16 protein-coding genes and 2 pseudogenes are annotated in these 23,576 nt (G+C 38.9%); all 18 read left to right on the top strand.

Translation table 11 applies throughout. The features are described 5' to 3' along the window. Positions 1-21: 21 nt before the first annotated feature. The 18 genes and pseudogenes from rseP to ACIQXI_RS11455 all read left to right on the top strand — a co-directional run bounded on the left by rseP (position 22) and on the right by ACIQXI_RS11455 (position 23,564). Positions 22-1,284, top strand: a complete 1,263-nt coding sequence (rseP, locus tag ACIQXI_RS11540) for an RIP metalloprotease RseP (RefSeq protein ID WP_402924735.1) — start codon at positions 22-24, stop codon at positions 1,282-1,284. A 197-nt stretch (positions 1,285-1,481) separates the two neighbouring features. After that, entirely contained in the window at positions 1,482-3,188 is a 1,707-nt protein-coding gene (locus tag ACIQXI_RS11535; RefSeq protein ID WP_402924733.1) for a proline--tRNA ligase, read from the top strand. A gap of 240 nt (positions 3,189-3,428) precedes the next feature. Then, a pseudogene (locus ACIQXI_RS11530) lies at positions 3,429-6,356 on the top strand (PolC-type DNA polymerase III); the annotation flags it as partial. 719 nt (positions 6,357-7,075) lie between these two features. Continuing rightward, positions 7,076-8,902, top strand: a complete 1,827-nt coding sequence (ltrA, locus tag ACIQXI_RS11525; protein WP_402924731.1) for a group II intron reverse transcriptase/maturase — start codon at positions 7,076-7,078, stop codon at positions 8,900-8,902. 109 nt (positions 8,903-9,011) lie between these two features. Then, positions 9,012-10,415 (top strand): annotated as a pseudogene (locus tag ACIQXI_RS11520) (PolC-type DNA polymerase III); the annotation flags it as partial. Between the two features lie 243 nt (positions 10,416-10,658). Next, positions 10,659-11,135, top strand: coding sequence for a ribosome maturation factor RimP (gene rimP / locus ACIQXI_RS11515; protein ID WP_402924728.1), 477 nt, complete (start codon positions 10,659-10,661; stop codon positions 11,133-11,135). Positions 11,136-11,159: 24 nt separating this feature from the next. Beyond that, complete coding sequence (gene nusA / locus ACIQXI_RS11510; RefSeq protein WP_402924725.1) at positions 11,160-12,293, top strand: transcription termination factor NusA; 1,134 nt, start codon at positions 11,160-11,162, stop codon at positions 12,291-12,293. Between the two features lie 206 nt (positions 12,294-12,499). Beyond that, entirely contained in the window at positions 12,500-12,778 is a 279-nt protein-coding gene (rnpM, locus tag ACIQXI_RS11505) for an RNase P modulator RnpM (protein ID WP_401009449.1), read from the top strand. Beyond that, positions 12,775-13,083 (top strand): YlxQ family RNA-binding protein, encoded by a 309-nt coding sequence (locus ACIQXI_RS11500; RefSeq protein WP_402924723.1) that lies wholly within the window; start codon positions 12,775-12,777, stop codon positions 13,081-13,083. The genes rnpM and ACIQXI_RS11500 overlap by 4 nt, the downstream gene beginning before the upstream one ends. Before the next feature lie 14 nt (positions 13,084-13,097). Continuing rightward, on the top strand, positions 13,098-15,389 hold the full coding sequence (infB, locus tag ACIQXI_RS11495; RefSeq protein WP_402924720.1) for a translation initiation factor IF-2: 2,292 nt from the start codon (positions 13,098-13,100) through the stop codon (positions 15,387-15,389). Next, entirely contained in the window at positions 15,389-15,667 is a 279-nt protein-coding gene (locus ACIQXI_RS11490; protein WP_402924718.1) for a DUF503 domain-containing protein, read from the top strand. Before infB ends, ACIQXI_RS11490 begins: the two co-directional genes overlap by 1 nt. 106 nt (positions 15,668-15,773) lie before the next feature. After that, the gene (rbfA, locus tag ACIQXI_RS11485) at positions 15,774-16,115 is read left to right on the top strand and encodes a 30S ribosome-binding factor RbfA (RefSeq protein WP_024361990.1); all 342 of its coding nucleotides are present in this window, start codon (positions 15,774-15,776) and stop codon (positions 16,113-16,115) included. A 79-nt stretch (positions 16,116-16,194) separates the two neighbouring features. Further along, entirely contained in the window at positions 16,195-17,106 is a 912-nt protein-coding gene (gene truB, locus ACIQXI_RS11480) for a tRNA pseudouridine(55) synthase TruB (protein WP_402924716.1), read from the top strand. 13 nt (positions 17,107-17,119) lie between these two features. After that, positions 17,120-18,070, top strand: coding sequence for a riboflavin biosynthesis protein RibF (gene ribF / locus ACIQXI_RS11475; RefSeq protein ID WP_402924714.1), 951 nt, complete (start codon positions 17,120-17,122; stop codon positions 18,068-18,070). 246 nt (positions 18,071-18,316) lie between these two features. Continuing rightward, positions 18,317-18,586: a 30S ribosomal protein S15 gene (gene rpsO / locus ACIQXI_RS11470; protein WP_010858490.1), complete on the top strand. Its 270-nt coding sequence runs from the start codon at positions 18,317-18,319 to the stop codon at positions 18,584-18,586. A 277-nt stretch (positions 18,587-18,863) separates the two neighbouring features. Next, positions 18,864-20,978: a polyribonucleotide nucleotidyltransferase gene (gene pnp / locus ACIQXI_RS11465; protein WP_402924711.1), complete on the top strand. Its 2,115-nt coding sequence runs from the start codon at positions 18,864-18,866 to the stop codon at positions 20,976-20,978. Positions 20,979-21,051: 73 nt separating this feature from the next. Beyond that, positions 21,052-22,275: a M16 family metallopeptidase gene (locus ACIQXI_RS11460; RefSeq protein ID WP_402924709.1), complete on the top strand. Its 1,224-nt coding sequence runs from the start codon at positions 21,052-21,054 to the stop codon at positions 22,273-22,275. A 302-nt stretch (positions 22,276-22,577) separates the two neighbouring features. Next, the gene (locus ACIQXI_RS11455; RefSeq protein WP_402924708.1) at positions 22,578-23,564 is read left to right on the top strand and encodes an ABC transporter substrate-binding protein; all 987 of its coding nucleotides are present in this window, start codon (positions 22,578-22,580) and stop codon (positions 23,562-23,564) included. The last annotated feature ends 12 nt before the right edge of the window (positions 23,565-23,576 follow it).

Genomic DNA, 23,576 nt, shown 5'->3' with positions numbered 1-23,576 from the left:
CTTTTAAAGAGGTGGGGTATTATGCAAACAGCCATTGCATTTATATTAATATTTGGCTTGCTCGTGTTCTTCCATGAACTTGGTCACTTCCTATTCGCGAAGCGTGCGGGAATTATGGTACGTGAATTCGCAATCGGTATGGGTCCGAAAATTTACGGAAAAATGCATGGTGAGACAATTTATACAGTGCGATTATTGCCAATCGGTGGATATGTCCGCATGGCAGGCGAGGATATGGATGGCATTGAATTACAGCCTGGCTACCGAGTAGGCATTATTGTCAATGACGATAATATTGTGAACAAAATTATCTTTAATCAAAATAATAGACAAATGCCAGATTTATTATTTTTAGAAGTAGAACGTGCTGATTTAGAACGAGAGTTATTTATTGAAGGTTATGATGACGAGGAAAAATTAGTACGCTATCAAGTTGCGCGCGATTGTGTTGTTGTTGAAAATGGTAAAGAAACGGTCATTGCACCATATGATCGTCAATTTAATGCCAAAACAGTCGGTCAACGGGCAATGACAATTTTTGCTGGACCATTATTTAACTTTATATTAGCATTTTTCATCTATATGCTAATTGGTTTATTAAACGGTGTACCAACGTACGAGCCGATTATTTCAGAAGTCGTAGCAAATGATCCAGCAGCACAGGCTGGTATGATTGCAGGAGATAAGGTCACTTCTATTGATGGACATGCTGTTGAAAAGTGGCAAGATTTAGCGACTATTGTGCAGAAGCGTCCAAATCAAACGGTGAATGTGACGGTTGAGCGTGGGGGCCAAATTGAAAACCTCAGCATGACTGTAAAGGCAGTTAAGCAGAATGACCAAACTGTCGGCCAAATTGGTGTAAGGTATGAAAGCCCTCGGGTTTATAATCCATTAAAAGCCGTAGTCTACGGTGCTCAAGAAACGTATAATATGACGGTTACAATATTCCAATTATTAGGAAAGCTCATTACGGGGCAATTTACTATTGATGCACTATCAGGACCTGTAGGTATTTATAAAACGACTGAGGAAGTTGCAACATGGGGAATATTCGCATTAATGAATTTTGCCGCTATGCTTAGTATAAACCTTGGTATTATGAACCTATTACCACTGCCTGCATTAGATGGTGGACGCTTACTGTTCTTTGGTTTTGAAGCGGTAAGAGGTAAACCAATTGATCGTCAAAAAGAAGGTATGGTCCATTTTGTAGGGATTGTATTGCTAATGATTTTAATGGTCGTTGTTACGTGGAACGATATTCAACGATTCTTCTTCTAAAGTTTTACGACAGTTAACTTTCGTATTGCTAAGTTTTAAAGCTTAACTAACATTAGCTTTCGACTAGGTAATGCCAAAGTGTAATGACATTGTCAAATAGCTTTGAACGCAATTGTTTTGAAACATTGCGTTCAAAGCTAAATTTGTTTATGCTAATTAGAGTATTAATTTATTTATTAAAAAAGGTGGAACACTGAATGAAGCAAAGTAAAACATTTATCCCAACGCTACGTGAAATACCTGCGGATGCAGATGTAAAATCACATAAGCAATTATTACGTGCAGGGTTTATTCGTCAAAATACAAGTGGGGTATATTCGTATTTACCGCTTGCAAAACGTGTGTTAACAAAAATTGAAAATATTATTCGTGAAGAGATGGAAGCCATCAACTCAATCGAATTATTAATGCCTGCATTGCAATCTGCTGAACTATGGCAAGAATCAGGCCGTTGGGAAAAATACGGTCCAGAATTGATGCGATTACAAGATCGCCATAACCGTGATTTTGCATTAGGACCAACACATGAAGAAGTCATTACTACTTTAGTGCGCGATGAAATTAAATCATATAAAAAATTACCTTTAACACTCTATCAAATTCAAACAAAATTCCGTGATGAAAAACGACCTCGTTTCGGTTTATTGCGAGGAAGAGAGTTTATTATGAAGGATGCATATTCCTTCCATGCTTCACGCGAAAGCTTAGATGAAACATATGATGATATGTACCGTGCATACTCAAATATCTTTTCACGTTTAGGTTTAAACTATCGAGCAGTTATCGCGGATGCGGGATCCATTGGTGGGAAAGGTACGCATGAATTTATGGTGCTTTCTGAAATTGGAGAAGATACAATTGCTTATTCTGATACATCAGACTATGCTGCAAACATTGAAATGGCAGAAGTGACTGTAGAGTATCAACCATCTAATGAAGCAGTAAAAGATCTTGAAAAAGTCGCAACGCCAGATCAAAAAACAATCGAAGAAGTTTCTGCATTTTTACAAGTAGACGCTTCAAATGTCATCAAATCATTAGTATTTAATGTGGATGATGAATTAGTTGTGGTGCTAGCACGTGGTGATCACGAAATTAATGATATTAAACTAAAAAATGCACTAGATGCTGGTTCTGTAGAACTTGCGGATGAAGCAGCGATTCGTCAGCTATTAGGCTGTGGAGTGGGCTCAATCGGTCCTGTAAAATTACCAGTAGACGTAAAAGTTGTCGCAGATCATGCGATTAAATCAATTCGCAATGGTGTAGCTGGTGCAAATGAGGACGGCTTCCATTTAGTAAATGTTAACCCAGAGCGTGATTTCGCAGTAAATGAATACTTAGATATTCGCTTTATTCAAGAGGGAGATCCATCACCAGATGGACAAGGTATCATTAAATTTGCAGAAGGCATCGAAGTTGGGCATATTTTTAAATTAGGCACAACATATTCTGAAAAAATGAATGGTACATTTTTAGATGAGCAAGGTAAAGCACAGCCATTTATTATGGGATGCTACGGAATTGGTGTATCACGTATTTTAGCGGCTGTAGCGGAGCATTTCCAAGATGATAATGGCTTCACTTGGCCAACACAACTAGCTCCTTATGATATTCATGTCGTGCCTGTCAATACGAAAGACGAAGCACAAGTTACATTAGCAAATGAATTATATGGCTTGTTAAAATCATATCGTTATGATGTACTTTTAGATGACCGTGCTGAACGTGCAGGCGTTAAGTTTGCAGATGCAGATTTAATCGGCTTACCTGTTCGTGTAACAGTTGGTAAAAAGGCAACGGAAGGTGTTGTCGAAGTGAAATTCCGTCAAACTGGCGAAACTTTTGAATGGAAAAAAGAAGAGGTTATTGATCGCTTAAATGAATTTTTCCGTAAAAATTAATGTCCTTTGGGCTAGTAGTGCCCAAAGTTAATGACAACAAGTAAACGAATTCGCGACACTCCTACGGGAAGTCAAGCAAACCTCACAGAGCGAAAAGCAATTTGAGGTTTGCGGATGTACCCGTGGAAAGGGAGCGAATTTTTTTGTATCATAACCGAAGCATATTTGCTCGATAACTAAGAAATAGAACAAAAGGCTTTTTACACTGTTTCTCATTAAAGTGAAAGTAGGTGTCATTGATTGGAACAGCAACAAGAAGCAAGACAGAGATTTCAAATGCTCTTGCAACAACTAGAGCTAACAGATGATGTATATATGTCTTTTTTTGAAGATGGTGAATTATCCCGTTTAACGGTCCATAAAAAAAATAGACTCTGGCATTTTAATATTAAATTACGTGGCATCCTTCCTTTTCCGTTATATCAACTATTGCGAACACATCTTGCAGAAAAATTCGCTGCGATTGCGCAAATCGAAACAACTTTTGAAACAGTTGAAAAAAATGTGACGGAAGAACTGATCCAAACGTATTGGTTAACCATTATTGAGCAAATTGACGATATGTCACCACCATTAAAGAACTGCCTGGTGTCGCAAGTCCCGATGTGGAATGGGCAAAAAATTACGTTATCCTGTATGCAGGAAATGGAACAAATGATGCTGAAAACAAAATATGCTGAAAAGTTAGCAGAAAGCTACAGTCAATTTGGTTTTCCACCGATCGCCTTTGATTTTATGCTACAAGAGCAATCTGATGAAATGCGTGAGGCGCAGGAAGCCTTCGTTGAACAAAAACGTTTAGAAGAAGCGGCGATGGCTCAGCAAGCGATGCAAGACTACCAAAAACGTGAGCAAGAGAAAAAGGACAATCCAGCATCGGCAGCGCTTGGTGATCGTCCATTCCAACTTGGTATGCACATTAAAGACGATGAAATTATGGAAATTAAGCGCATCGTGGAAGAGGAACGCCGTGTTATTATTGAAGGTTTTGTTTTTGATACAGAAATTAGAGAGTTAAAAAGTGGACGTTCACTGTTGCAAATTAAAATTACCGACTATACCGATTCAATCGTTGTCAAAATGTTCTCCCGTGATAATGACGATGCCGAACTGATGCAACATTTGAAAAAGGGTATGTGGGTAAAAGTGCGTGGTTCTGTTCAAACGGATACTTTTATTCGTGATTTAATCGTTATGGCAAATGACATTAATGAAGTTAAAAAAGAAACACGACAAGACAAAGCACCTGAGGGTGAAAAACGAGTAGAGCTACATTTGCACACACCAATGAGTCAAATGGATGCAGTGACGCCAGTAGACCGTTTAGTGGCACAGGCAGCGAAATGGGGCCATCCAGCCATTGCCATAACAGACCATGCGGTTGTACAGTCGTTCCCAGAGGCTTATAGTGCGGGGAAAAAACATGGCATAAAAGTGATTTACGGTTTAGAAGCCAATTTAGTAGATGATGGTGTACCGATTGCTTATGCATCGGAGCATCGTGCATTAGACGAAGCAACCTATGTAGTATTTGACGTCGAAACGACAGGTCTTTCAACTGCCTACGATACGATTATTGAGCTCGCAGCAGTAAAAATTAAAGGTGGACATGTCATCGACAAATACGAAAGCTTTGCCAATCCACATCACGCACTATCCGCCACAACGATCGAACTGACAGGTATTACCGATGATATGGTACGCAATGCCCCAGAAGTGGAACAAGTAATCCAAGAGTTTCATGCCTTTATAGGGGACGCGATCGTCGTAGCCCATAATGCTTCTTTTGATATGGGCTTCTTATATACTGGCTATAAAAAATACGGATTTGAAGAAACGGTCCATCCAGTGATTGATACATTAGAACTTGCCCGGTTGCTGCATCCAACAATGAAAAATCATCGACTCAATACCCTTTGTAAGAAGTTTGGCATTGAATTAACCCAGCATCACCGTGCCATTTACGATACAGAAGCGACTGGCTATCTATTATTGCATCTGTTAAAAGAAGCGGATGAATTGGGTATTAAATATCATGATGATTTCAATAAGCATGTTGGTGGTGGAGATGCCTATAAAAAAGCACGCCCGATGCACTGTACGATTTTAGCAGTCAATAATGATGGATTAAAAAATCTATTTAAAATTGTATCCCATTCGCATACCCAAACTTTTTACCGCGTACCCCGCGTTACGCGCTCCACATTGGAACGGTATAGAGAGGGACTATTAATCGGCTCAGGCTGCAGTAACGGTGAAGTGTTTGAAACGATGATGAATAAATCACCCGAAGAAGCAGAACAGGTTGCAAGATTTTATGATTATATTGAGGTGCAACCGAAAGCTGTCTATGCACCTTTAATTGAACGCAATGTCGTTCGTGATGAATGGACAATTGAGGATATTATTCGCAAGTTGGTCAAGCTCGGGAAGAAGATGGATAAGCCTGTCGTTGCGACTGGTAATGTTCATTATCTAGATCCTAACGATGCAATGTTTAGACAAATATTAATCGGTTCCCAAGGTGGCGCCAATATTTTAAATAAATCGAAGCTTCCAGAAGTTCATTTTAGAACGACTGATGAAATGCTGAAGGACTTTGACTTTTTAGGTCCGGATCTTGCGAAAGAAATAGTAGTTACAAATACGCAAAAAGTTGCTGATATGATTGGCGATGTTAAGCCGATTAAAGATGACTTATATACGCCGAAAATTGAAGGCTCTGATGATGAAGTAACGAATTTAACGTATGAAATGGCACATCGTATTTACGGTGAAGAATTACCTGAAATTGTGAAGGCCCGTATCGAAAAAGAGTTAAAGTCGATTTTAGGTCATGGTTTCGGAGTTATTTATTTAATTTCCGCAAAGCTCGTAAAAAAATCACTGGCAGATGGCTACTTAGTAGGTTCTCGTGGTTCTGTAGGGTCATCATTGGTTGCAACATTTATGGAAATTACGGAGGTAAACCCATTACCACCACATTATATTTGTCCGAATTGTAAGCACTCCGAGTTTTTCAATGATGGTTCGGTTAGCTCCGGCTATGACTTACCAAACAAAGACTGTACCGAGTGTGGCACGCCATATAAAAAAGACGGACAAGATATTCCATTTGAAACGTTCCTTGGATTTAAAGGAGATAAGGTACCTGACATTGATTTGAGTGTGACACGTTGCTAATTGAAAAGATTAGCCACCAATTTGGTAGAACTACTATTTCAAAGTATGGAATGACGGAGTAACGCCCTGAAACATACTCGCTGAAGCTACGACATGCAAGTGGATAACTGCAAAATTGAAACTTGTATGAAGCTCGTTAAAGTAGGCTGAAGTTCACCCAAACAGTACGGCTGTGGAAAGAGAGCAATCTTGTGAATGATAGGTCTGGCGTCTATAAACTTTCTATGGTTAGAATCAGTAGAATGACTGGGACGAACCCTCGACTGACTTTTCGTGAATGTCACGTAGTAGAAATGCTGCGGGGTCCAAATAGGACTACTAGGTGTGGATGAGTAAGCGTTTGGTTATGAAAATCCATCTTGTGTTATAGGCACATGCTAGCCTAGCGGAATTTAGGGGGAACCTAAGGAAAGATGTACAGATAGAAATAGAGGAACGTGTGAAGCTCCTAACGTAAGAGGAAATTGCATTCCGCTGACGACGGTGTAAGGAAAGGCTATTAGCTATAACTTACTTAAAAGGAGTGGCAGTAGTGCCGTAGTACCAGTGAAGAAATGCCAAAGATGACTGAATATCCAATAAGTCGGAGGACAAAACATTTCAGAGGGAAGGGCACAAGTCGTTAATGTTGAAAACAAACCTACAATAAAGTCAGATTCTAGTATGACTAAAGAGAACGAAAGCTTCGACAAAGGAGTGATTAGTTGGCTGACTTAATGATACAAAAACTAAGAAACAACGAATATTTCGGTTTACAATCGATTTTCGATATTCTTTATAAAGAAAGTAAAAGTGGTCGATACTTTACAGATATCTATAAGATAATTATCTCTCAACAGAACATTTTATTAGCCTTTCGAAACCTCAAAAGCAATACAGGCAGTAAAACGAAAGGTACTAATGGACACACAATTAAACACTTGAATAAAATGAATGCTGATAAATTAGTCAAACTTGTCCGAAGAAGGCTTGAAGATTATGTACCACATGCTGTTAGGCGATTATTTATTCCGAAACCAAATGGAAAGATGAGACCTCTAGGTATTCCAACAATTGAAGATAGGCTAATACAACAAATGTTTTTACAAGTATTAGAACCAATTACGGAGGCAAAATTTAACCCACAAAGTTATGGTTTCAGACCTAAACGCAGCACACACGATGCATTGGCAAGATGTTATCATATGGTGAATCACAGCCATCAACACTTTGTCATTGATATTGATATCAAAGGTTTCTTCGATAACGTAAATCATAAAAAACTTATGAGACAATTATGGACGATTGGCATTCGGGATAAAAAAGTATTAGCAATTATTAAGAAGATGCTGAAAGCTGAAATACTAGGTGAAGGAGTACCGTCAAAAGGAACACCACAAGGTGGAATTTTATCTCCTCTACTCGCAAATGTAGTATTAAACGAGTTAGACTGGTGGATTTCGAATCAATGGGAAACAAAACCTACAAAAGTACCTTATAAGCTAAAACGCAACAAAACCGATGCTCTAAAGAAAACAAAGTTAAAACCAATGTACTTAGTTCGGTACGCAGATGACTTTAAAATATTCACAAATTCCTATGAAAACGCCCGAAGGATAAAAATAGCTGTTGAAAAATGGTTAAGAGAACGATTGGCATTAGAGGTAAGTGAAGTAAAAAGTAAAATTACAAACTTGCGGAAAAACGGTACAGACTTTTTAGGGATTCGATTTAGAGCGGTAGCAAAAGGAAATGCGAAAACGGGTTATATTGTAAATTCAAAAATGGACCCAAAAGCAAAAGAAAAGGTACAAGCGGTAATTAGACATCAACTTATTAAGCTAAGAAAGAATCCGACTCCCAAAAAGGTAATGAAATTTAATGCAAATATTTTAGGATTGCAAAATTACTACAAGATTGCTACTAGGATAGCGCAAGACTTTAATGAAATAAGACATAATGTTCATCCTAATATCAAATCACTAATGTTCAGAAACATTTTTGTAAGAACAAAAGAAACAAATGGAGTGATTGATAGGTTTTATGGAGACTATAATTATCCTCGATTCAAAAGTAATGGATTATTGGTATATCCTATTGAAGCAATTCGACATGATATACGAGGACAACGCAAACCTGATTTTACGATTTATAACGCAAAAGATCGGCTTGCAATTCATAAAGGTTTAAAACAAGTGTCTGTTAGAGAAATTGAAATGTTTCGTAAAGGAATATATAAATCGAAAAGTGTTCTGTATGAAAATAACCGCTTAAGTAAATATGTAGCACAAAAAGGTTGTTGTGGCATTACAGGTGAGAGATTAACACCTCATCAAGCAATTTGCCACCATAGAAAACCAATAGCTCTTGGTGGCACAGATGAATATGATAATTTAATTATTATCAACAAGCAATATCATATGCTTATCCATCATTCAGACCCACAAACAAATAAAGAATATCAAAAGATAATTAGTAAATTTGAAGTAAGAGCAATAAATAAACTAAACAGGCTAAGAACGGAAGTAGGAAATCCAAAGCTTAGCTACTAACTTTCAACAATATTAACGATGGAACGCCGTGTGAGTGTGAAAGCCTCATGCACGGTGTGGGACGGGGGAAAAGCTAGCGATGACTTCAAACGCTTACCTATCGTCATACTTCTCAGGTGAGTACCAACCGCAAGCCCACAACTATACGAAAGTACTGTTTGGTGAAGATTATGTTTTCCGGGCTGGTACAATCGGTACTGTTGCGGAGAAAACAGCTTATGGCTATGTCAAAGGTTATGCGAGCGACAATAATCTCCATTTCCGTGGTGCTGAAGTAGACCGTTTAGTTCAAGGATGTACAGGTGTTAAACGGACGACAGGGCAACACCCAGGTGGGATTATCGTTGTACCAGATTATATGGATATTTACGATTTCTCGCCAGTACAGTTCCCAGCGGATGCACAAGATTCCGAGTGGAAAACAACGCACTTTGATTTCCACTCAATTCATGACAATATTTTAAAGCTCGATATTCTAGGGCACGATGATCCGACCGTGATTCGTATGTTACAAGATTTATCTGGGATCGATCCGAAAACAATCCCAACAGATGATCCGGTTGTTATGAAAATTTTTAGTTCACCTGAATCTTTAGGTGTTACAGAAAAGCAAATAGGTTGTAAGACAGGAACTTTGGGGATACCGGAATTTGGTACGCGATTCGTTCGTCAAATGCTTGAAGATACAAAACCATCGACATTCTCGGAGCTTGTTCAAATTTCAGGACTTTCCCATGGAACGGATGTATGGCTTGGAAATGCACAAGAACTAATACAAAATGGCACATGTGTCTTAAAAGAAGTAATTGGCTGTCGTGATGACATTATGGTTTATTTAATATACCAAGGGTTAGAACCATCATTAGCCTTTAAAATAATGGAGTCTGTTCGTAAAGGGAAAGGCTTATCAGAAGAATTCGAAGCGGAAATGCTCGCTAATAAAGTGCCTGGATGGTATATCGAATCATGTAAAAAAATTAAATACATGTTCCCGAAAGCCCATGCAGCTGCTTACGTCTTAATGGCAGTGCGTATTGCGTGGTTTAAAGTACATTTCCCAATTTTATATTACGCGGCTTATTTCACTGTAAGAGCGGACGACTTTGATTTAATTTCTATGACGCAAGGTTCTCAAATGATACGAGCGAAAATTGATGAAATCAATATCAAGGGCTTAGATGCTTCAACAAAAGAGAAAAACTTACTGACAGTAATGGAACTTGCGCTTGAAATGTGTGAGCGTGGCATGAGCTTCCAAAAGGTTGATTTGTATCGTTCGCAGGCTAGCGAGTTTATTATTGATGGCAATACTTTAATCCCACCATTCGATGCAATTCCCGGACTTGGAACAAACGTTGCGAAAACAATCGTAGCTGCACGTGAAAATGGCGAGTTTTTATCGAAAGAAGATTTACAGCAACGTGGGCGTGTGTCAAAAACATTAATTGAGTATATGGATCAATTAGGGTGTTTGGAAGGCATGCCTGATGCCAATCAGTTATCACTTTTCTAATACAAATGAAATATCTAAATTAAGGAAGTTTGCATTGTGATGTGAAATGTGCTATTCTTATGGTAATAATTTGTTGATAGTTTTCCAGCAAAAGAGTGGGGCATTCCCGCTCTTTTCTGTTGTTATACCGAAGCAAAACAAATTTTTTAGACTAACAGCAGGTAAGACCGTCAAATTTCACCAACATCACTGGTGGAATTTCTGTTTTATTACGCCTGAAATTGAAAAACGCAGGAGGAAACAATGAGCAAAGTACCATCTTTAATTGAAGAACTTGCTACACCGATTGTTGAAGAGTTAAATCTTGAGTTGGTGGATGTCGAGTTTGTGAAAGAAGGACGTAACTGGTTTTTACGTGTTTATGTAGATACACCTGAGGGTGGAATTGACATTGGCCAATGTGCTCAAGTTAGTGAACGACTTTGTTTACTGTTGGATGAAAAAGATCCTATTACACAAAATTATTATTTAGAGGTATCTTCACCAGGTGCAGAACGTCCATTAAAAAAAGATACTGATTTTAAAAAAGCCGTTGGCAAATTTATCTATGTGAAAACCTACGAGCCTATCAAGGACATGAAGGAATTCCAAGGCTACTTAACGTCATACGATGAACATACATTAGTGATGGAAGTACCCATTAAAACCCGCAAAATGACAGTAACAATTGAACAAGAAAAAATCGCTTTGGCACGCCTTGCCATCGATTTTTCAGCATAATGCATATTTAGGAGTGAAAATAAAATGAGTAGTGATTTGTTAGATGCGCTAACGGCGCTGGAAGAACAAAAAGGAATTTCAAGAGATGTGTTAATCGAAGCGATAGAGGCTGCATTAGTTACAGCTTACAAGCGCAACTTTAACCAAGCTCAAAATGTTCGTGTAGACTTAAACTTAGACAAAGGCTCAATTCGTGTATTTTCACGTAAAGATGTAGTAGAAGAAGTTGAAGATGATCGTTTACAAATTGCATTAGAAGATGCAAAAGCAATTAACCCTGCCTATCAATTAGAAGATATTGTTGAACAAGAAGTAACACCTCGTAACTTCGGACGTATTGCTGCGCAAACAGCGAAACAAGTTGTTACACAACGTGTACGTGAAGCTGAACGTGGTTTAATTTATGAGCAATATGTGGATCGAGAAGATGATATTGTAACGGGTGTTGTAGAGCGTTTAGATGCGCGTAATATTTACGTTGGGCTTGGGAAAGTGGAAGCTGCTTTACCACAAAACGAACAAATCCAAGGTGAAACATATCACCCACATGACCGTATTAAAGTTTATATCACTAAAGTTGAACGTACGACTCGTGGTCCACAAGTAATCGTATCACGCACGCACCCAGGTTTATTACGTCGATTATTTGAGATGGAAGTGCCTGAAATTTATGAAGGCATTGTTGAAATCAAATCAATTGCTCGTGAAGCAGGCGATCGTTCTAAAATCTCTGTGCACGCACATAACGAAGAGATCGATCCTGTAGGTTCTTGTGTAGGCGCAAAAGGTGCTCGTGTACAAACAATTGTCAATGAACTAAACGGTGAAAAAATCGATATCGTTGAGTGGTCAGAAGACCCTGTTGTATTTGTTGCAAATGCACTTAGCCCATCAAAAGTATTAGATGTGCAAGTAAATGAAGAAGAAAAATCAACAACAGTTGTAGTTCCAGATTACCAATTATCTTTAGCAATCGGTAAACGTGGTCAAAATGCGCGTTTAGCTGCGAAATTAACTGGCTGGAAAATTGATATTAAAAGTGAAACAGATGCACGTGAGTTAGGGATTTACCCATCTGCAACAAGCACGTTCATACCTGCAGAAGATAATAATTACGAAGAAGCTGCAGTTGACTTATATCAAGACGACGAAGAATAAGTAAGAAAGCCCGTGTGACTTGTCACCTGGCTTTATTCAGTGGGCGGCCTAGGCCGACTGAATAAAGCCAGAAACTGTGGCGAAGGTCATGAATTTTGAGAGGCGGCATTGTACTCCGCAATGGTCAAATCACAAAACTCCACCTTTGCGTGTTAGTTATGGCTAGTCCACCTCTTACGAAGCTTCAGAGAGGAAAGGTGATTCTTATGGCGATTAATAAAAAAGTACCACTTCGAAAATGCGTAGCTACTGGAGAAATGCTACCGAAAAAAGCGATGATTCGTGTTGTTCGCTCGAAAGAGGGCGAGGTAAGCGTTGATGTTTCAGGGAAAAAACCTGGACGTGGCGCCTATGTTTCAAAGTCTGAACAGGCGGTTGACATCGCGCGTAAGAAAAATGTATTAGGGCACCAACTTGAAGCGAAAATTCCTGAAGAGATATACGAAGAGCTATTATTGCTCATTCGTCGGGAGGCTATTTTATGACGAATCAAGCAGTATTTAATTTGCTTGGTATAGCGGCGAGAGCCCGAAAAGTTATTTCAGGTGAAGAGTTAGTAGTAAAGGAAGTTCGCAATGGAAATGCTAAGCTTGTATTGCTTGCAAACGATGCTTCTAAAAACTCTAATAAAAAAATTCAAGATAAATGCACTTTTTACAACGTTGAGTATCATGTAATTGGCGATCGTTATGATCTAGGACATGCTACAGGTAAGGAGGCCCGAGTGGCTTTAGCTATTACCGATAAAGGTTTTGCAAGTAAATTGTCTAGTCTACTCAACGAAAAATAATCGGGGGTGAGCAGATGACCAAAATCAGAGTTCATGAATATGCCAAACAAGTGAATAAATCGAGTAAAGAGGTTATTGAAGCGCTAAGTAAATTAAATGTAAGTGTAACGAATCATATGTCTATGTTGGAAAAAGATACTGTGACAAAGTTAGACCAATCATTTAAAACACCAACAGATAAAAGAGAAGCTAAACAGCCTACTCAAAATGTAACGCAACGATCACAAGCGAATGGCCAACAGAGACCACAGCAATCGGTGAAAAAGCAAGACGGACAAAAGCAGCAGTCTGCTACTTCGAAACCGAAAGCAAATAATTACAGTCAACAAACGCAACAAAACCCAAATTCGTCTAACGAAAAATCTAAGAATACAAAAGGTAATCAAAATAGAAATATGACACAAAATAACAATAATAACAATAATAATAATAATCGTAGAGGCGGCGGTGGTTACAACCAACGTCCAAAACCAGGAATTCACGGCGGCAAACGTCGTCATCCAAAAACGCATCAACCATCAATACCAATGAAACAAAAAGAATTACCGGAAAAAATTACATTTGTTGAATCACTATCTGTAGCTGAATTAGCAAAAAAATTATATCGTGAACCATCTGAAATCATTAAAAAATTATTTATGCTTGGGGTAATGGCAACAATTAACCAAGAATTAGATAAGGATGCAATCGAGTTAATTTGCGCAGACTACGGTGTAGAAGTAGAAGAAGAAATTCGTGTAGATATTACGGATTTAGAAACACACTTCGAACAAACAGAGGAAGTTAACGAAGCGGAATTATCTGAACGTCCTCCTGTAGTTACAATTATGGGTCACGTTGACCATGGTAAAACGACTTTACTTGACTCAATCCGTCATACGAAAGTAACGGCTGGAGAAGCTGGTGGTATTACACAACATATCGGTGCCTACCAAGTAACAGAAGGCGACAAAAAGATTACGTTCCTAGATACACCAGGACACGCTGCATTCACAACAATGCGTGCGCGCGGTGCGAAAGTAACAGACTTAACAATTTTAGTAGTAGCGGCAGATGATGGTGTAATGCCTCAAACAGTTGAAGCAATTAACCATGCTAAAGCTGCGGAAGTACCAATCATTGTTGCAGTAAACAAAATGGATAAACCTTCAGCAAATCCAGATCGTGTAATGCAAGAATTAACTGAACACGGCCTTGTACCAGAAGCATGGGGTGGCGAGACGATTTTCGTGCCTATTTCAGCGTTAAAAGGTGAAGGTATTGATACATTGTTAGAAATGGTCTTACTTGTTGCTGAAGTGGGAGAGTTAAAAGCTAACCCAGATCGTTTAGCACTTGGTACTGTAATTGAAGCACAACTTGATAAAGGTCGTGGCTCTGTTGCTACACTTTTAGTACAAGACGGTACATTAAAAGTCGGAGATCCAATCGTAGTTGGGCATGCATATGGCCGCGTACGTGCGATGGTTAACGATAAAGGTCGTCGTGTAAAAGAAGCTGGTCCATCTACACCTGTAGAAATTACTGGTTTAAATGATGTGCCACAAGCTGGTGACCGCTTCGTAGTATTCGAAGACGAAAAAACTGCTCGTCAAGTAGGGGAAACTCGTGCAATGACAGCTATTCAAGCACAACGTTCTGAAAAACAACGTGTGACACTTGATAACTTATTTGAACAAATGAGTCAAGGTGAAATGAAAGAATTAAACTTAATCGTTAAAGCCGACGTGCAAGGTACTGTAGAAGCGATGGCTGCTTCATTAATGAAAATTGATGTAGAAGGCGTAAATGTGAAAATTATTCACACTGGCGCTGGTGCTATCACAGAATCAGATATTTCGTTAGCAGCAGCATCAAATGCAATTGTAATCGGGTTTAACGTACGACCAGATACAAATGCTAAACGTGCAGCAGAAGAAGAGGGCGTAGATATTCGTCTACACCGCGTTATCTATAAAGTAATTGAAGAAATTGAGCAAGCGATGAAAGGTATGCTAGACCCAGAATTTGAAGAAAAAATTATCGGTCAAGCGGAAGTTCGTCAAACAATTAAAGTATCAAAAGTTGGTACAATTGCTGGTTCTTACGTTACAGAAGGTAAAGTAACACGTGATTCAGGTGTACGTGTTATCCGTGATAACGTAGTAATCTTCGAAGGCGAATTAGATACATTAAAACGTTTCAAAGACGAAGTAAAAGAAGTGGCAAGAGGATACGAATGTGGTATTACAATTACAAACTTCAATGACATTAAAGAAGGCGACATCATTGAAGCCTACATTATGGAAGAAGTTAAACGTGCATAATGATTGTATACGTTGAGGTAGAGTTTATTATTCAAACTGCCCATTCGTTAAAGGAAAAACGCGCTGTATTACAGCGTATGATTACTCGCACTAAACAGAAATTTAATGTATCCATTGCCGAAATTGACCATCAAAATGTTTGGCAACGTACGAAAATAGCGCTTGTGGCTGTTTCTTCTTCGAAAGAAGCGGCCGAGCGTGAAATCAATCACGCCCTGCATTACTTACAGTCAAATCCGTCCTGGGAACAGCTAAATGTGTGGCGAGACTATTTATAAGTAGAAATGAATGTTTGCGCTAATGGCAATGGCAAGTGGAAGGAAGTTTCCATCATCATTCGCAGTTAGCGTAAATAGTTGAACATCGAAATAGAGGTGACTAATTATGTCTCTACGCTCAAACCGTGTTGCTGAGCAAATGAAAAAAGAGCTTGGTGATATTATTGGCCGTAAAATTAAAGATCCGCGTGTAGGTTTCGTTACAGTTACTGGTGTAGATGTAACAGGTGACCTACAACAAGCGACAATTTATATTACATCTTTAGGCAATGAACGTGAACGTGAGGAAACGCTAAAAGCTTTAGTTAAAGCTGCTGGCTTTATCCGTTCAGAAATCGGTTCTCGTATCCGCTTACGTCGTACACCGGAATTAATCTTTGAATTCGATTCATCGATTGAATATGGTAATCGCATTGATTCATTGCTGCGTGGTTTACACAAAGAATAAGCACAACAGTAAAGGTCTGCCACATGCATCTTCATGCAGGCAGACTTTTTTTATGCATTTTTGCTAAAGGGGGATTTATATGAACGGTATTTTACCGCTTTGGAAAGAGCGTGGCATGACGAGTCATGATTGCGTTTTTAAATTACGAAAAATATTAAGGACAAAAAAAGTTGGCCATACAGGCACATTAGATCCAGGAGTGGAAGGAGTTCTTCCCATTTGTATCGGACAGGCAACCCGCATTGCTGAATATTTAACGGATGCAGGGAAGACGTACGAGGCTGTTATTTCAATTGGTCGAACAACGACAACTGAGGATGCGGAAGGCGAAACAGTTGAAGCAGATCACACCAATAAATCGTTTACTCGCACACAGCTACTCGATGTGTTAGCTTCATTAACGGGTGTCATTCAACAAACGCCCCCGATGTTTTCAGCAGTAAAAGTAAATGGCAAACGATTATATGAATATGCGCGAAAAGGCGAAACAGTTGAAAGACCAACAAGACAAGTCACAATTCACGCATTAGAGTTACTAGACGATGTGGAAATATATGAAGGACAAGAGATTAAGTTTCCTGTAAGAATTGCTTGTAGTAAAGGCACTTATATTCGTACATTAGCTGTTCAGATTGGCGAAGGTCTTGGCTATCCTGCACATATGCATGAGCTTGTACGTACAGCGTCAGGAACATTTACGCAAGACAATTGCTTTACACTTGCACAAGTTGCGGAATTAATGGAAAGTGAACAAATCAATACATGTATTCTTCCAGTAGAATACGCATTATCAGACTATCCATATATTGAAATAACTTCCGCTATTGAAAAAGAAATTTTCAATGGACAAGTGCTTCCAGCAGATGCATTATTAAAGGTGCATGATAAAATTGTGTTTGGAATTAACGGAAAAGCATTTGCGGTTTATCAAGCCCATCCGACAAAAGAAGGGTTTATGAAGCCGCATAAAATGTTTCCGACGATAGAGTAGGAGGATTTTTTGTATGCAGGTCATTCATTTAAAATACCCACACCAATTACAGCAACGAGAAAGCATGCAGCCATACTCATTGGCAATTGGCTTTTTTGATGGTGTACATATTGGACATCAGGCGGTTATTGAAGCGGCCAAGCAAGAGGGGGACAAACAACAAATCCCGACTGCCGTTATGACATTTGATCCGCATCCATCTTTAGTGCTAGGCGGGCGCAATGAGAAAGTATTTTATATTACGTTACTACAGCAGAAATTGCAGCTGTTTGAAGAACAAGGGGTAGATACGGTATTTGTTGTCCATTTCACATCTGACTTTGCGAAGCTGTCACCTGCTGCTTTTATTGATACTTTTATTCGAGGGCTGAACATTCAACATGTTACAGCAGGCTTTGATTTTTCATTTGGTGCATTCGGCAAAGGTACGATGGAAGATATGCGCACATTGAGCAACGGGGATTACGGTGTAACCGTGGTTGAAAAGAAAGAGGATGCACTGGAGAAAATAAGCTCAACACGTATTCGTAAGTTATTACAAGAGGGGGATATGGAAGCGGCACGAATGCTTCTAGGCCGTCCTTTTGAAATTAAGGGTATGGTCGTGCATGGCGATAAACGTGGGCGTACAATCGGCTTTCCTACTGCCAATGTGCAAGCATTAGAGGGCACGTACATTCCAGCAAGTGGTGTGTATGCGGTGCGTTTGCTTGTGCAAAATAATTGGTATGATGGTGTTTGTAATGTTGGCTATAAACCAACATTTAAAGATCCGAACGACAAGCAACTGTCGATCGAAGTACATATTTTAAACTTCGACAAAAACATCTACGGAGAAGAAGTGCATGTTGCTTGGTATAAACGTATTCGAAGCGAGCGCAAATTCGATGGCATCGAGGCGTTAAAAACACAAATAGAAAAAGATAAACAAGAGGCTATTCATTTTTTTACTGAAATTGAATAAATGACAGCTGGGCTAAAGTAGTAGAACGAGAATTACAGCTCGATCTACGGTTAGACTAATCCTGCATCTATTACACCAATGAATCGTAAGGTGTAATAGGCGGGGCTACGTTATTACTTGCTTGCCCTATTGTTTTATGGTAACATTCATAAGTGCATAAAGTGCTTAACCTTAGCTCGGTCTACCGAAGACTCCGACGTTTACTGTGCTAATGGGGATAAACAATTATTTAGGAGGTCAATACAAATGGCTATTACACAAGAACGTAAAAACGAAATCATCGCTGAGTACCGTACTCACGAAAGTGACACTGGTTCTCCAGAAGTACAAGTTGCAGTTTTAACAGCTGAAATCAACGCTTTAAACACTCACTTACGTACACACAAAAAAGATTTCCACTCTGAGCGTGGTCTTCTTAAAATGGTAGGTCGTCGTCGTCACTTACTTAAATATCTTCGTGAAACTGACGTTCAACGTTACCGTGAACTAATCAATCGTTTAGGCTTACGTCGCTAATTGACAATCGAAAAGCGGGATTATTCCCGCTTTTTCTTTATGTTTTTAAAACTTTCTAGCACTTCATGTGTGAATAGTTACAAAATATAGCATAAAAACAAGCGAAAACGCCATTAAAACCAAATTACGAAATAAATCCTAAATAAATTGGCAATAACTGAATTTAAATGTATGATTATTTCATGAAATATTTAGCATAGAACAAGCATTTTTGGTACACTTACTATTAGTACATACAGACGAGTAAGTGTTTTTATAATAGAGAGGGGTTCATTGAATGAACGAAAAGAAAGTCTATTCCTACGAATGGGCTGGCCGTCCACTAGTAATTGAAGTAGGACAGTTAGCAAAACAAGCAAATGGAGCAGCATTAGTACGCTATGGTGATACTTCTGTACTCGCAACAGCAACAATGTCAAAATCACCAAAACCACTTGATTTCTTCCCATTAACAGTAAACTATGAAGAACGTTTATATGCAGCGGGTAAAATTCCTGGCGGCTTTATTAAACGTGAAGGGCGTCCGTCTGAAAAAGCGATTTTAGCAAGCCGCTTAATCGACCGTCCAATTCGTCCAATGTTCCCAGATGGCTTCCGTAATGAAGTACAAGTTATTTCAATGGTAATGTCTAATGATCCTGATTGCACGTCTGAAATGGCAGCAATGGTAGGTTCATCTTTAGCATTAGCAATTTCAGATATTCCATTCGGTGGACCAATTGCTGGTGTACAAGTTGGTTATATTGACGGTGAATTCGTCGTGAACCCAACAGTGGAACAATCTAATATCTCAACAATACATTTATCTGTAGCTGGAAACAAAGATGCGATTAACATGGTTGAAGCAGGCGCTTTAGAAGTACCTGAAGAAGTAATGTTAGAAGCAATCATGTTTGGTCATGAAGAAATTAAAAAAATCATTGCTTTCCAAGAGCAAATCATTGCTGAAGTAGGGAAAGAAAAAATACCTGTGACATTGTTTGAAATTGACGAAGCGATTCAATCAGATATTAAAGCAGCTTGCGAGACTGACATGCATGATGCCATTCAAACTGCTGAAAAGCATGCACGTGATGAAGCTATTAAGGCTGTTAAAGATCGTATTGTGGCTTCTTATGAAGAGCAAGAAGCTGATGAAACAACAATGAAACAAGTGCATACAATTTTAGATAAAATGGTGAAAGACGAAGTACGTCGCCAAATTACAGAAGATAAAATCCGTCCGGATGGTCGTAAACTAGATGAAATTCGTGCACTTTCGTCTGAAACAGGTTTATTACAACGTACGCACGGTTCCGCATTATTTACACGTGGACAAACGCAAGCATTGTCAATTTGTACATTAGGTGCACTTGGCGATGTTCAAATTATTGACGGTTTAGGTGTAGAAGAATCTAAACGCTTTATGCATCACTATAATTTCCCTCAATTCTCTGTAGGGGAAACAGGCCCAATTCGTGGCCCAGGTCGTCGTGAAATCGGTCACGGTGCGCTAGGTGAACGTGCTCTTGAAGCAGTAATCCCTGATGAATCTGTATTCCCATACACAATCCGTTGTGTATCAGAAGTACTTGAATCAAACGGTTCAACATCACAGGCTTCAATCTGTGCTTCTACATTAGCGATGATGGATGCTGGTGTGCCATTAAAAGCACCTGTTGCTGGTATCGCAATGGGACTTATTAAAAAAGGTGAGCATTACTCAATTTTAACGGATATTCAAGGTATGGAAGATCACCTTGGAGATATGGACTTTAAAGTAGCAGGTACAGCTAAGGGTGTAACTGCACTTCAAATGGATATTAAAATTGACGGTTTATCACGCAATATTTTAGAAGAAGCATTAACACAAGCTAAAATTGGTCGTATGCATATTTTAGAATCAATGCTGGCGACATTGGCACAGCCTCGTGAAAAATTATCTGCTTATGCACCGAAAATTGTCATCGTGCGCATTAATCCAGATAAAATCCGCGATGTAATTGGACCAGGTGGTAAACAAATTAACAAAATTATTGAAGAAACAGGCGTAAAAATTGATACAGAACAAGATGGTACAATTTACATCTCTTCAGCAGACGAAGAAATGAACGCTCGTGCAAAACAAATTATCGAAGATATCGTACGTGAAGCAAAAGTGGGCGAATACTACTTATCAACAGTAAAACGCATCGAAAAATTCGGTGCCTTCTGTGAAATCTTCCCTGGTAAAGATGGCTTATTACACATCTCTGAAATTCAAGAGGAACGTACAAAGCAAGTGGAAGATGTGCTAAAACTAGGCGATCAATTACTTGTAAAAGTAATCGAAATCGACAAACAAGGTCGTGTGAATTTATCTCGTAAAGTCGTTATTCAAGAAGAAAAAGAACGCGCAGAACAAGGTAAATAATTTGATAACAAAAGGCTGCGTATGATGCGCAGCCTTTTTTAAATAAAATGGATATATACGAGGAGGAAAATATTTGGTACAAGTACATACATGTCAAAACGGTGTGCGTATTGTGTCTGAGCAAATTGATCATGTTCGATCAGTAGCGCTTGGTATCTTTGTCAATGCAGGTTCTCGCTTTGAGTTACCTGAAGAGAATGGCATTACGCACTTTATCGAACATATGCTTTTTAAAGGGACAACAACTAGAACAGCTCGTCAAATAGCCGAGGAGTTTGATCGCATTGGTGGCGAATTAAATGCCTTTACGTCAAAGGAAAATACATGCTATTATGCGAAAGTTTTAGATCATCATGCGGAGCTCGCAATAACGATTTTAGCAGATATGTTCTTTAATTCGACATTTGCAGAAGAAGAATTAGAGAAGGAACGACAAGTTGTGCTAGAGGAAATATTAATGAGTGAAGATGCACCCGATGACGATGTTCATGAAAAGTTATGGGAAGTAATGTATCCACATGATGCACTAGGCCGCCCGATTTTAGGCACTGCTGAGACATTAAAAACATTCACGGCAGATGTCATTCGTCAATATATGGCCAAACATTATGGACCAGAATCAATCGTGATATCTGTGGCTGGTAATATTTCTTCGGCATTATTAAATACGATTGAAGACTTATTTGGACATTACGAAGCATCACCACTTGCAATGGTGCCAGTATTGACAAATCCGCAGTTTTATCCAGGCGAAATTATGAAAACGCGTGATACAGAGCAGGCACATTTAGCTCTATCCTATCCAGCAATCGGTGTGAAAGATCCAGATATGTATAGTTTTATTGCATTAAATAATATTATTGGTGGCAATATGAGCTCGCGACTGTTTCAAGAGGTACGTGAAGAGCGCGGCTTAGCATATACTATTTTCTCATATCAATCTTGTTATGCGGATGTTGGGGCGTTTACGATTTACGGCAGTACAAGTCGCCAGCAGTTATCGCAATTGCAACATACGATTGATGCCACATTGCTGGATATCGTAGCGGGTGGTGTGACGGACGAAGAGCTAGATAATGCAAAAGAACAGCTAAAAGGAAGCTTTGTCCTCGGCCTTGAAGGAACGGGTGCACGCATGAACCGTAATGGTACAAGTGAACTAGTGCACAGACGACATCGTTCGGTAGATGAGGTATTGGCATCGATTGATGCTGTCACGATGGAGTCAGTAGATCGACTCATTGCCAAAATATTAAAAGCAGAGCCAGCCATTTCAATTATCGGCCCTGAAGCATAATAAGTGCTCTAATCAGTGCCAGGCACGCAAACAATTCTCACACAATTCCTGTGAAAGTACGGTACGTTAGAAGCGGCTCAAACAAATATATCTTTTTCGACAATCTCTAGCGAGGTATTTAACGATTTAATCGTTTAATACTTCGCTTTTTTCGTTCCTAAATTGCTGAACAGATGGTCTAATAGGTATGCATATTTTCCAATTGGAAATTATATTATCAATTAGACGTTGCTATTATCAATAGAGTCTGTTAGTATAAATGACATTGAATATCATTATCATTTAGCGAGGAGATAGCATACATGTTGAAAAAATGGTTTTGGGTTAGTCTTTTAGTAATCGTATGTACATTAGCAGGATGTGCGAAGCAAGAAGAACAAGGAGCAGAAAAAGAAGTAGAAAAGCCACAACAACAAGAAGTAACAGCAGATGCGAAAGAAGATGTATTAAAAGATGGCGTAGATGAAGAAGCTTTTCAAAAAGCATTAGCAAGTTTCCCAGCAGAAGTGCCTGAAAAAATTGTGACGACATCTGTCCCATTAACAGAAATGCTTCACCTATTAGGCATTACACCTGTAGGGGTTCCAACATCGACAAATCCACTACCAGCAGATTTTGATGCCATTACGAAAATTGGCTCACCGATGGCACCGGATTTAGAAGTGATTTCGAGTTTGCAAACAGATCTAATACTTGGTGCTGCATCTCTTCAAAGCTCGTTGGATCAAGCACTTACAGGCATGAATATACCAACAGCTTACTTACCAACAGAATCTTATGATGATTTAAAATTAAGTTTCAAAGTACTAGGTACATACTTTGGGAAAGAACAAAAGATGAACGAAGTGCTACAAAGTATTGTAGCGAAGGAAGATGAACTGAAAGCAAAAGGGCAAGGCAAAGAGCTTCCATCTGTCATGCTAGTAATTGGCACATCAGATTCCTTCATGGTCATGAATGATAAATCTTACTTAGGTAGTTTAGTTGAGCGTTTAGGTGCGGACAATATTGCTAAATCCGTATTAAAAGCTGAATCGACTTATTCACCAATGAACTTAGAAGATATAGTAGTAGCTGATCCGGATATCATTTTTGTATTAGCCTCAGGTGATCATGGAGCAAATGAAGATAAATTTAAACAAGAAATTGAAAAAAATAGTGCGTGGACACAATTATCAGCTTATAAAAATGACAAAATCTATATGCTGGATTACAGTACATTTGGAGTAACATCAATTGCCAATGTAGAAACAGCACTGACAACAATTGCAGATTATTTCTACAAGTAAAAAAGAGGTTTA

This window comes from Lysinibacillus sp. NPDC097195, assembly GCF_044762075.1.
Classification (GTDB): domain Bacteria; phylum Bacillota; class Bacilli; order Bacillales_A; family Planococcaceae; genus Lysinibacillus.
The sequence above is the reverse complement of the archived record's forward strand: the minus strand, read 5'-3'. Positions and strand labels throughout refer to the sequence as shown.

Bases quoted from the DNA above. Each gene is read 5' to 3' on its own strand.
- rimP (WP_402924728.1), top strand. From the start codon at position 10,659: ATGAGCAAAGTACCATCTTTAATTGAAGAACTTGCTACACCGATTGTT.
- ACIQXI_RS11455 (WP_402924708.1), top strand. From the start codon at position 22,578: ATGTTGAAAAAATGGTTTTGGGTTAGTCTTTTAGTAATCGTATGTACA.
- rseP (WP_402924735.1), top strand. From the start codon at position 22: ATGCAAACAGCCATTGCATTTATATTAATATTTGGCTTGCTCGTGTTC.
- rnpM (WP_401009449.1), top strand. From the start codon at position 12,500: ATGGCGATTAATAAAAAAGTACCACTTCGAAAATGCGTAGCTACTGGA.
- rbfA (WP_024361990.1), top strand. From the start codon at position 15,774: ATGTCTCTACGCTCAAACCGTGTTGCTGAGCAAATGAAAAAAGAGCTT.
- pnp (WP_402924711.1), top strand. From the start codon at position 18,864: ATGAACGAAAAGAAAGTCTATTCCTACGAATGGGCTGGCCGTCCACTA.
- ACIQXI_RS11490 (WP_402924718.1), top strand. From the start codon at position 15,389: ATGATTGTATACGTTGAGGTAGAGTTTATTATTCAAACTGCCCATTCG.
- ribF (WP_402924714.1), top strand. From the start codon at position 17,120: ATGCAGGTCATTCATTTAAAATACCCACACCAATTACAGCAACGAGAA.
- nusA (WP_402924725.1), top strand. From the start codon at position 11,160: ATGAGTAGTGATTTGTTAGATGCGCTAACGGCGCTGGAAGAACAAAAA.
- rpsO (WP_010858490.1), top strand. From the start codon at position 18,317: ATGGCTATTACACAAGAACGTAAAAACGAAATCATCGCTGAGTACCGT.
- ACIQXI_RS11500 (WP_402924723.1), top strand. From the start codon at position 12,775: ATGACGAATCAAGCAGTATTTAATTTGCTTGGTATAGCGGCGAGAGCC.
- truB (WP_402924716.1), top strand. From the start codon at position 16,195: ATGAACGGTATTTTACCGCTTTGGAAAGAGCGTGGCATGACGAGTCAT.
- ACIQXI_RS11535 (WP_402924733.1), top strand. From the start codon at position 1,482: ATGAAGCAAAGTAAAACATTTATCCCAACGCTACGTGAAATACCTGCG.
- infB (WP_402924720.1), top strand. From the start codon at position 13,098: ATGACCAAAATCAGAGTTCATGAATATGCCAAACAAGTGAATAAATCG.